Origin of the sequence: Acinetobacter sp. SK-43 (assembly GCF_015351505.1) — a bacterium.
In the GTDB taxonomy this organism is placed as follows: domain Bacteria; phylum Pseudomonadota; class Gammaproteobacteria; order Pseudomonadales; family Moraxellaceae; genus Acinetobacter; species Acinetobacter junii.
The window spans coordinates 19,842-31,302 of sequence record NZ_JADKPY010000026.1 but is presented as its reverse complement, the minus strand read 5'-3'; the positions used below and the strand labels follow the sequence as shown (position 1 = coordinate 31,302).

Annotated in this window: 11 protein-coding genes; all 11 read right to left on the bottom strand. The window is 41.4% G+C overall.

What is annotated here, in order from left to right; translation table 11 throughout:
• Positions 1–119, bottom strand: a 119-nt coding sequence (locus tag IRT38_RS06780) for a cold shock domain-containing protein (RefSeq protein ID WP_194597273.1), incomplete at its 3' end; no start/stop codon positions are given.
• A 96-nt stretch (positions 120–215) separates the two neighbouring features.
• Positions 216–509 carry a cold shock domain-containing protein gene (locus tag IRT38_RS06775; protein ID WP_004914276.1) on the bottom strand — a complete coding sequence of 98 codons (294 nt, stop codon included), beginning with the start codon at positions 507–509 and terminating at the stop codon, positions 216–218.
• A gap of 115 nt (positions 510–624) precedes the next feature.
• Positions 625–1,260, bottom strand: coding sequence for a uracil phosphoribosyltransferase (upp, locus tag IRT38_RS06770; RefSeq protein ID WP_004914278.1), 636 nt, complete (start codon positions 1,258–1,260; stop codon positions 625–627).
• 114 nt (positions 1,261–1,374) lie between these two features.
• Entirely contained in the window at positions 1,375–2,871 is a 1,497-nt protein-coding gene (nuoN, locus tag IRT38_RS06765; protein ID WP_194597272.1) for an NADH-quinone oxidoreductase subunit NuoN, read from the bottom strand.
• A 3-nt stretch (positions 2,872–2,874) separates the two neighbouring features.
• Entirely contained in the window at positions 2,875–4,473 is a 1,599-nt protein-coding gene (gene nuoM, locus IRT38_RS06760) for an NADH-quinone oxidoreductase subunit M (RefSeq protein WP_004952461.1), read from the bottom strand.
• Between the two features lies 1 nt (position 4,474).
• Positions 4,475–6,370: an NADH-quinone oxidoreductase subunit L gene (gene nuoL, locus IRT38_RS06755; protein WP_112987351.1), complete on the bottom strand. Its 1,896-nt coding sequence runs from the start codon at positions 6,368–6,370 to the stop codon at positions 4,475–4,477.
• A complete protein-coding gene (gene nuoK / locus IRT38_RS06750; RefSeq protein WP_004914285.1) occupies positions 6,367–6,675 on the bottom strand; it encodes an NADH-quinone oxidoreductase subunit NuoK in 309 nt (102 codons plus the stop codon). The genes nuoL and nuoK overlap by 4 nt, the downstream gene beginning before the upstream one ends.
• Positions 6,675–7,193, bottom strand: coding sequence for an NADH-quinone oxidoreductase subunit J (nuoJ, locus tag IRT38_RS06745; protein WP_171053817.1), 519 nt, complete (start codon positions 7,191–7,193; stop codon positions 6,675–6,677). The genes nuoK and nuoJ overlap by 1 nt, the downstream gene beginning before the upstream one ends.
• A complete protein-coding gene (gene nuoI / locus IRT38_RS06740) occupies positions 7,193–7,735 on the bottom strand; it encodes an NADH-quinone oxidoreductase subunit NuoI (protein ID WP_004914290.1) in 543 nt (180 codons plus the stop codon). Before nuoI ends, nuoJ begins: the two co-directional genes overlap by 1 nt.
• Positions 7,736–7,753: 18 nt before the next feature.
• Positions 7,754–8,770: an NADH-quinone oxidoreductase subunit NuoH gene (nuoH, locus tag IRT38_RS06735; protein ID WP_004914292.1), complete on the bottom strand. Its 1,017-nt coding sequence runs from the start codon at positions 8,768–8,770 to the stop codon at positions 7,754–7,756.
• A 3-nt stretch (positions 8,771–8,773) separates the two neighbouring features.
• Positions 8,774–11,458 carry an NADH-quinone oxidoreductase subunit NuoG gene (nuoG, locus tag IRT38_RS06730; RefSeq protein ID WP_194597271.1) on the bottom strand — a complete coding sequence of 895 codons (2,685 nt, stop codon included), beginning with the start codon at positions 11,456–11,458 and terminating at the stop codon, positions 8,774–8,776.
• Positions 11,459–11,461: the final 3 nt, after the last annotated feature.

The window sequence follows — 11,461 nt, the reverse complement described above, 5'->3', positions numbered from 1 at the left end:
CCAGATGCTTTTGGAAAATCTTTGATATGGAAGAAAACATCAGTTTGATGACCATCTACCTTAATAAAACCAAAACCTCTTTCTGTATCGTATTTTTTTATTTTTCCTTCAACAAACATTTTGCACTCAATTTTTCATGTTTTGGTTATTCTAATAAAAAAGAGACCCTAAAGCCTCTTTTCTCATGATATTTCAATAAAAGATTACTGTAAGGATCAACGTCTTAAGTTTGATAACAATTCATTGGTAATCGACTTATTGTGATCCATGATTTTGTTTTTCTTAGTTTTAGCTGGGTTAGGATCAACACGCTCAATTTTAATTGCTTTATATTTACCTTGATTTTCTACAACTGAAAATTTCACTTTTTCATTGCGCTTAGGTTCACCTTCAGCTGCAGGGTAATCTGAGATATGAAAAAAGATATCTTCACCATTCGATGCAATAAAACCAAATCCTTTCTCAGGATTATATTGCTTAATTTTCCCGTGGTAGAGCTCTTGCTTCATGACATTTATCCTACTTTACGATGATGCTCATCATACTATATAGAAAATAAAAAAGAGACTCTCTATTTCCCTTTCAAATCACAGAAATAAAAAGTCTCTTTTCATATTTCAAAAATTAATCTTTTTGCACACTACCAAAGATTTTATCGCCTGCATCACCTAAACCAGGCACGATATAACCTTCTTCATTCAGGCCTTGATCAATTGAAGCAGTATAAATACGAACATCAGGGTGTGCAGCTTCAACTTTTGCAATCCCTTCAGGCGCGGCAACTAAAATCATCACTCGAATATCTTTACAGCCACTTGCTTTCAATACATCAATTGCAGCAATCAATGAATTACCCGTTGCAAGCATAGGATCAATAATCATCGCCAAACGATTAGCGACATCTGGCACTAGCTTTTTATAGTAAGTGCGAACTTCTAAAGTTGCTTCGTCACGTTCTAAACCTAAAACACTCACCTTTGCACTTGGAATCAGGTTAAGTACACCTTCTAGCATTCCAATTCCTGCACGAAGAATCGGAACAATCGTGATTTTTTTCCCTGCAATACGTTGAGTTGTTACTTTCCCTGCCCACCCATCAATTTCGTGATCCACAACAGATAAGTCCTTCGTTGCTTCATACGTCAATAGCATCGTAACTTCTTGCGCTAATTCACGGAAGTTCTTAGTACTAATGTCAGAGCGACGAAGTAAACCAAGTTTATGGCGAATAAGCGGATGACGAATTTCTTGAATCGACACGAGTAAGTACCTAGCTAATATAAATATTCGTTTATTATAAAGTGTTTTTTTACTATTCAATAAAAAAGCCCCCAGTTTTGGAGGCTTTTTTGTACAAATCAGATTATCGGATGATTACTGTTGCTGAGATAACATGAAATGTAATGGAGAAAGAATCTCTGATTTCAATGCTAAATTGATCATTGGATCTGGATAGATACCCAAGAACAATACCAACAATGCAGCACCTAGTACCATAATCCCACCAACTTTAGTTCCCCAATGCGCATCAGCATCAATACGAGGAGTATCTGGTGAAGTCATGTACATAACAACCATGACACGCAAATAGTAGTACAAACCGATACCACTACCCACAACGATCATTGCAGCTAAGAACCAGTGTTGAGTTGTTACTGCTGCCATAACCACAAGGAACTTACCAATAAAGCCCGCTGTTAATGGGATACCAGCTAGCGATAACATCATCACGGTTAATGTTGCAGTCAAAATCGGACGACGCCAGAACAAACCACGGTAGTCAGCAAGACTTTGTGCTTCATCCACGTTGTTATAAGGGCTCGACATTAACGTAACTGCACCAAACGCACCGATTGTTGTAAGTACATATGTAATCACATAAACCGTCACGCTACCAAGGCTCGCATAAGTCATGCTAATTAAAGCAATTAACAAATAACCAAAGTGAGCAATCGATGAATAACCAAGAATACGTTTCAAGTTTACTTGACGTACTGCAAGTAAGTTACCTACTAAAATTGACAATACAGCAATAATTGTAAGCACTGTTACCAGTGATTCAACTAGGATTGCACCTGACGCCAATAAGTAACGTACAAACAAACCGATCGTTGCTACTTTCGCAGCTGTCGCCAAGAATGTCGCCATCGGCGCTGGAGCACCTGCATACACATCTGGTGTCCATTTGTGGAATGGAGCAAGTGACAGTTTAAACGCAACAGCAAAGATGATTAAGCCTAAGCCCAATAACACCATTGGTTGTTTGATTGCATTGAATAACGCTTGTACAGAATCATAGAATGATAATGAACCCGTATAAGCATAAATATACGCCATACCCATTAACAACATTGCAGATGCCGTCGCTGAAAGCACAAGATATTTAATCCCTGCTTCCAAAGATTGGCTGCGCTGATGGGTATATGCCAACATACCATATACTGGAATTGACATTAATTCTAAGCTGATAAAGAACGAAGCATAATGAGAGCTAGCAACCATCAACATCGCACCTGCTACTGAACACAGTAACAAGATGTACAACTCTTCGCGATTGTCTTTATATGTCTCAATATAAGCATGTGACAAAGTACAACATGCCAAAGCTGCGATCAAAATCATGAATTGATAGAGCATGGTAAATGGATCAACCATAAACATGCCCATCACGTTTACAGGTGCATAGTGACCTGTATACGCAGTGTATGCGATAAAAATTGCAGCGAGGTTAAGCCCCACAACTGAAGTTGTTGCGATTAAATTATGATTACGTTTAATCGAAATCAATAACATCACAACAATTGCAGTCAACGCCACAATCATCACAGGGACGAGCGGCATAAGTTCAGAAAAAGAAAGTGTGAAGTTCATGGTTTATTGCATCTCCACATGCTCAAGTTGAGTTGCTGTCTGCTGAACAGTTTCAACAACTTCTTGTACTGGCATATAACTATTTACTAACCATTGCATGCTTGAATGCGATACATCCAAGAATGTTTGTGGGTAAATACCTAACCAAACCAAACCGATCACACAGATCATCAAGATAGTAACTTCACGTGCTGATAAATCTTTTAATGGGCTTGTATAGTGCTGCTGTTGCTCTGGATTTGGTGTACCAAACAATGCTTTATGAATCAAAATCAAACCATAAAGACCAGCAAACACCAAGCTTACTGCCGCAATAATCGTGAATACAGGATAAGCTTTGAATGAACCCATCAAGATCAGGAATTCACCAATAAAGTTACCTAAACCTGGTACACCTACAAGTGCAGCTACAAAGAACATTAAGAAAAATGGAAGGTACTGCAGCTGACCGCGTAAACCACCCATTAAGCGTAAGTCACGTGTATGTAAACGCTCATAAACCTGACCAGACATGATAAATAATGCAGCAGATGACAAGCCATGTGCCAACATCATGATCATAAGCCCCTGGAATGTCAGGATATTACCTGCGTAAATAGCAAGTAAGATGAAACCCATGTGCGAAATAGACGTATACGCAAGCAAACGTTTCATATCTGTTTGCTGGTACGCTAAGAATGCACCGTAGAAAATACCAATCAAACCAAGAATGATCGCAATATCAGCAAATTGTGCTGATGCTGCTGGGAAGAATGGGATAACGAAACGAAGTAGACCATAGGCTGCTGTTTTAATCAAAATACCAGCTAAGTCCACAGAACCTGCAGTTGGTGCTTGTGCATGCGCATCAGGTAACCAACCGTGTAATGGGAACACAGGTAATTTCACAGCAAAACCGATGAAGAAACATAGCATAAATGCATAAGCAACTTCAGGCGGTAAGTGGTTCGCCACAGCCAATAGATAGTTGTAATCGAAGCCAATCATACCTGTCATCATGTATCCATAAACCACAAGGCCTAAGATACCGATCAACATGATCAAACCAGCAATTTGCGTGTATAAGAAGAACTTGGTTGCAGCATAAACACGTGAACGACCATTCGAGCCTTTATGACCCCATAACGCAATCAAGAAGTAGATTGGTACGAGCATCATCTCCCAGAAGAAGAAGAACAAGAATAAGTCAATCGCTAGGAATACACCGATAACACCACCTAAACTCCACAGGAGGTTTAAGTGGAAGAAACCAACATTCTTTTGGATCTCACCCCATGAACAGCCAACCGCAAGTACACCAAGTAATGCAGTCAGTAATACCATGAGTAAAGATAAACCATCCACTGCCAAGTGAATGCTAATGCCTAGTGTCTGAATCCAAGGTAAATGGAACTCAGCCGCCCAAGTTGGGACTTTACCACCCAGCTCGTAACTAAATGTACCACTTTGCCAAAGTGCAATGCCTAAACCAAAGGTAATAAGCATACCAATTAAGGCAATCCAACGCGGTAATTGTTGGTCGAATTTATCAACCAACCAACAAATAAAACCAGCAATGAAAGGAACTAAAATCAGTGCGGGTAAAATTAAATTGTTTTCCATTTTATTTCCCCACAACCTGAATCACGATCAAGATCATCAATAGCACCACTACACCGAGTGACATGCTTGATGCGTATTCACGTAATGAACCAGTTTGACGCGAGCTAGTAAAGGTATTACCACCTTTCACAATCGCAGGTAGTACTAGCCATAAACCATCAACTGGATCACGACCTAAGATTTTCGCAATCAATAAATAAGGTTTGACGAATACGATGTCATACAAAGCATCAAAACCAAATGCTGTGCGGCAAATATGTGCTAAACCAGCGCCCAATGATGTTTGAGCAAATGATTTAACAGCACCATATGCGAAAGCAAATAGGAAGATACCTACTGCTAAACCAGCAAGAGCAATACCACTCGCCAAATGTTCTGCATGTACAACTGCTTCATGTAAAGTTTCAGGGATAACAAAACTTGGAATGCTTGCGGCAGTCAATAAATTTGCAACTGGTGCTTGCAAGAAGTAACCAATTCCTGTTGATAACACAGCAAGAATCGCAAGTGGTGCCCAATATGTCACACCATGAATTTCATGCGCATGTGTTTTTTCTTCACCGAAGAATACGACCCAAATTAGACGGAACGTATAAATAGAAGTTAAGAAAGCACCCGCTACACCAACCCAATACAATGTGTTGTAAAGTGGAATATTTGCAATTGTAGACTGTGCATATACTGCACCTAAGATGGCATCTTTAGAGAAGAAACCAACAGTTACGATTGGAAGTGCAGCCAATGCGCCACCACCGATGACGAAACACCAAAATACGAATGGAATCTTTTTACGTAATCCACCCATTTTGAAAATGTTTTGTTCGTGATGACATGCAAGAATTACGGCACCCGAAGAAAGGAACAATAATGCTTTGAAGAATGCATGAGCCAACATGTGGAACAAACCAGCTTGGTAAGCTTCAGCACCTACAGCCATAAACATATAACCTAACTGACTCATAGTTGAGTAAGCCAAGATACGTTTGATGTCGGTTTGAACTAGCGCTGCAAAACCAGCCACAAGCAATGTCACAGCACCTGTAATCGAGATGAACTGCATCACTTCTGGTGCCATTTCCATCACGGAGAACATACGGCAGCATAAGTACACACCTGCTGTAACCATTGTTGCAGCATGGATCAATGCAGATACTGGTGTCGGACCTGCCATCGCATCAGCCAACCATGTTTGTAATGGAATTTGCGCTGATTTACCTGCTGCACCCAAGAACAACATTAATGCTGTCCAAATTGACAATGATGAGCTTTGCGTCATTACAGTCGCTGCATTTTCAACGATGTACTGAGTATTCAAAGTACCAAATTGTTGATAAAGCAAGAACAATGCGATGAGTAAGAATACGTCACCCACACGTGTTACTGTAAATGCTTTGATTGCTGCCCAACCATTTGCAGGATTAGAGTAATAGAAACCAATCAGTAAGTAAGAGCACAGCCCCACGCCTTCCCAACCTAAGAACAATAACGCTAAGTTATCACCAAGTACCAACAACAACATGCTGGCAACGAATAGGTTAAAATAAGAGAAGAAACGCGCGTAATCCTCTTCACCACGCATGTACCATGATGCAAAGATATGAATCAGAAAACCTACACCTGTGATCATGCCCGTCATTAATAATGACAAACCATCAAGATGTAAGCTAATTCCTGGCTCAAAACCGCCAACACTGAACCAAGTCCATAAATGTTGAACGAAAACGGTTTGACCACTGCTCGTAAAAGCAAGACCAGCAATTAAAGCAAATAGAGCAGACAAACCAACTGAACCAACACCAATAATGGCAGCTACATTTTCAGAAAGTTTATTGCGCCCTGCCGCTAAAAGGATAAAACCAATGAGCGGGAATAAAACGGTTAAATATAATGTACTCATCCGCGCATCTCACTAGCAGCATCAACATCCAAGTGATGGAAGCGATGATAAAACTGAAGGACGATCGCAAGACCGATACACGCCTCGGCAGCAGCAAGTGTCAAAATTAAAATAAACATCACTTGACCATCTGGCTGAGACCAAACGCTACCTGCTAGGACAAATGCTAATGCAGCAGCATTCATCATGATTTCAAGGCTCATTAGCATAAATAATAGGTTGCGACGCACCATTACACCGTAAAAACCCAGTGCAAAAAGGATGGTTGCGACAATCAAGCCATGTTCTAAAGGGATGTGTCCCATTATTCTTTATCCTCTTCTGCACTTGGTTCACGTTTGCCTAAGTGATATGCAGCAACTAGGGCTGCAAGCAACAACATCGCGGCAACTTCTACCAATAATAGATAGTGAGTAAATAACGCTTGACCTACGGCTTTAGGACCTACGATTTCTAAGCCCATTGGTGCAGAAATCGTGGTGTATTCACCGTTTAACATCCAAACAAGTGTCAAACCTAAGATAAAACTCAACATTGCAGGATATGCCCATGCATCTGAGGTTAACCATTTACTTTCTTGTTCAACTGTTTCTTGACCTAGGTTGAGCATCATCACAACGAAGACAAACAAAACCATGATCGCGCCTGCATAGACAATGATTTCAAGTGCAGCCGCAAACGGTGCACCCACAATCATGAAAATACCAGCAACAGCGAGCAATGAAACAATCAAGCTTAATAACGCATGTACAGGGTTCGTGTTAGTTACAACACGAACTGTCGAAACAATGGCCACAAGTGCCATCAAATAAAATGGCCACATCATGGTAATAAGCTCCGTACATCAACTGGTGCACTTTCTTTTTGTGCTTGGCCTTTGTCTTTACCTGTTACAGCCATACCTGTTACACGGTAGAAGTTATAATCAGGATATTTACCAGGACCTGAGATGAGTAAGTTTTCTTTCTCATAAACCAAATCTTGACGAACGTATTCAGCAAGCTCGAAATCAGGCGTCATTTGAATAGCAGTTGTAGGACATGCTTCTTCACACATACCGCAGAAAATGCAACGTGAGAAGTTAATACGGAAAAATTCTGGATACCAACGCCCATCTTCTTTTTCCGCTTTTTGCAATGAAATACAGCCTACTGGACAAGCAACCGCACAAAGGTTACATGCTACGCAACGCTCTTCACCATCAGGATCACGCGTCAAGATAATACGACCACGAAAGCGTGGAGGTACAATTTGTTCAGCTGGTACTTCTGGATATAAAATCGTGTCACGTTTACGCGTGGCATGGCTAAACACCATCCACAACGAACGTACAATCGATCCAAATCCAGCTAGAATTTTATACATTTTGTACTCCCTGCTGTCCTAGGCCTGATTCATCAGAATCACAGCACCAGTCACTAACAAGTTGACCAACGCCAATGGCAAACAAACTTTCCAACCAAAATTCATGACTTGGTCATAACGTGGACGCATTAAAGAACCACGCGCCAAGACAAACATCATTACAAAGAATGCTGTTTTAATTACGAACCAGAAAACTGGTGGAACAAATGGAATTTCTAAGTTAAATGGAGCTAACCATCCACCGAAGAATAAAGTGACGATCAAAGCTGAGATTAATACCACGTTGACATACTCTGCAACGAAGAACATCCCCCACTTCATACCACCATATTCAACATGGTAACCTTCAGCTAACTCTTGTTCAGCTTCTGGTTGGTCAAATGGATGACGGTGAGTCACTGCTACACCTGCGACCACGAAGATCAAGAAACCAATAAATTGTGGAATGATGAACCACATATCACGTTGAGCTTCAACAATCTCACGAAGGTTAAAAGATCCCGCAATCGCAACCACACCCATTAATGAGATACCCAAGAACACTTCATAAGAAATGGTTTGAGCAGCAGAACGAAGACCACCAAGCAATGAGTATTTGTTGTTAGATGCCCAACCACCAAATAACACTGCATAAACTGCGATACCCGCCATTGCCATAAAGAACAACAGACCGATGCTCATATCAGCAACGCCCAAATATGGACTTACTGGGATAACCATAAATGAAAGTACCGCAGTTGCCATTGCAACTGCTGGTGCTAGACGGAAAGTCAATTTATCAGCAAACTTTGGTGTCCAGTCTTCCTTAAACATGATCTTGAGCATGTCAGCGACGATCTGGAACATACCTCCAGGACCGACACGGTTAGGACCATAACGATCTTGCCACAATGCCAAGAGACGACGTTCGATAAATGACATCAATGCAGCGATAAGAACCACAACCAACAAGATCACGATCGCTTGAATCACTGAATAAGCGATTGGCCAGTTCTCAGCCCAAAGTGGCGTTTGACGTATAATTTCTTGATTCATGAATTACACTCCTACCGCCACAGACACAGGCTCAGCCAATGAAACTGTTGGTGCTAAACCAATTGGATAACCAATATAGCCTGTTGGTAAATATTCAATCACTTGTACAGGTAAGCTAATACTTGTTTCGCCTGCTTGTACTGTAATACGTTGACCGTCTTGAACATTTAAACGTGTTGCATCTTGTTCACCAACAGCAAACATCGCTTCAGGAATACGAGATTCCATTGCAGGTGTTTTAATCGTAAATTCACCAGAACCAAAGATATGGTGCATTGGTACAAGACGGAAACTTTCAGGGTTCACTACAACAGCAGTTGGTGCCACATAGCTACGTGCAGGACGTTTAGCTAAACGATCAAATAGACGCACACCTGAATCACCGCCTTTTAAGTGACCACCCACTTCATCTTGGTATTTATTCCAAGCTTGTGGTGAGTTCCAACCTGCAGACCATGCGAAAGGTACTAGCGAAGAAGCTGTCTGATTACCGACATAACCTTCCATCGAGAACGTTAATGCTGAATCTAGATCAGTTGGCTGTTTAGGTTCATGAACAGATAATGGCGCGCGCATTGCTGTACGACCAGAATAACGACGTGGTTCACGCGCAATCTTCAAGCCATGGATACGATATCCTGCATCAGGTGCAACATCTTGAATGGCTTCAAGCACAGGAACATTCTTCACGATGTCATCAATCACATCATCAAGCAGTGTCCAATCTACAGCTTTGCCTTTGAGACCAGTCTCAACGGCATGTAACCAACGCCAAGATTCTTTAATTGCATATTCAGGCTTGTAATAGCTTGGGTCATATACTTGATAGAAACGTTGCGCACGACCTTCTTGGCTCACAACAGTACCATCACCCTCTGCAAAACTTGCAGCAGAAAGAACGATATCTGCTAGTTTCAGAGTTTCTGTTTCACTATGATCCAATACGATTACGGCTTCAGCTTTCTCAAGTGCAGCTTTGACTTGTGCAACTGGTAAACGACGAGTTAAGTCATTTTCAACCACAACCACAGCATCATACTCTTGAGCAAACGCCTGTTCTAAGCTTAAACCACCGAATAATGCTAGACCCATTGAGTTCACTTCAGGAACCGTCAAAGATAAACCAGCATTTTCACCAAGATTCTGTGCAACTTGTGCAGCAGCTTCCATAATCGCTAAGTCTTGTAAGCTTGTACCAGAGATAATCAATGGTTTTTTCGCCGCTTTTAAAGTGTCAGCAATCGTTTGTGCAAATGCTTTTGCATCATCGTCAAGACCAGATACTGTTTCACCTTTTACAGCAGCAGCGACAGCAAAACCTAAACGTGCAATATCGTTTGGAGAAGCAACAACTTCACCTGTTGCAACATCCGCTAAACGCGTTTGTGTTGCAGCAAGAATATAAATCGGTGATTTTGCTTCTTGGCCAATACGTTGCACAGGCTCTGCTAACCAGTCAGGAGTACGCGTTTTCGCAGCCATTTCTTTCGCTTTATTTTTCGCAGCTTGGCGAACTGATAAAGCCATACGTGGTGCTGTTTGTGTTAAGTCTTCACCCAAGATTAGAACTGCATCATAGCTCTCAATTTCACGCATGTTCGGGTTATAGATACCCTGTGTTTGCATGATTGAAGCAGCTAACTCAACCAAGTTCTGTTCTTTTTGAGACATACCTGTTGAATAGTTGGCTTGACCAACAAGTTGGCGAAGTGCGTAGTTTGATTCCAAGCTTGCACGAGGAGAACCGATACCTAGAACTTTCTTACCTTTAAGCTGCGCAATTACTTGATCAAGTGCCTGATCAACACTCACAGTTGCAACAGTTTCACCATTACGGAATTGAGGTTGGCGTGGACGATCTTCACGATTGACATAACCCGTACCGAAACGACCTTTATCGCAAAGGAAGTATTGGTTTACTGAACCATTAAAACGGTTTTCTACACGACGGATTTCACCATAACGCTCACCTGGAGAGATGTTACAGCCCGAAGAACAGCCATGACATACGCTCGGAGCATACTGCATATCCCATTTACGGTTATAACGTGCAGAGTGCGTTTTATCGGTAAATACACCTGTTGGGCAGACTTCAGTCAAGTTACCAGAGAATTCAGATTCTAAAGTACCTGATTCCGGACGACCGAAATAAACACGTGATGCATTCGCATAAACACCAAAGTCGGTACCACCCGCATAGTCTTTATAGTAACGAACACAACGGTAACAAGCGATACAACGGTTCATTTCATGTGCAATAAAAGAACCTAACTCTTGGTTATGATGTGTACGTTTCGTAAAGCGATAGCGACGACGATCGTGCTGAGTCATGACCGTCATATCTTGTAAATGACAGTGACCACCTTCTTCACAGACTGGACAGTCATGTGGGTGATTCGTCATCAAGAATTCAACAATCGATGCACGAAACTCTGTTGCTTCTTTGTCTTCAATCGAAATGTAAGTATTGTCAGCGGCTGGTGTCATACAAGACATTACCAAACGCCCACGTGTGTCCTCAGGATTCGCGTATTGAGTTACCGCACATTGACGACAAGAACCAACAGAACCTAAGGATGGGTGCCAACAAAAATACGGGATATCGATGCCAAGGCTTAAACATGCTTGTAGCAAGTTCTCTGAGCCATTGACTTCATACGATTTTCCATCGACATGAATTGTAGCCATAGT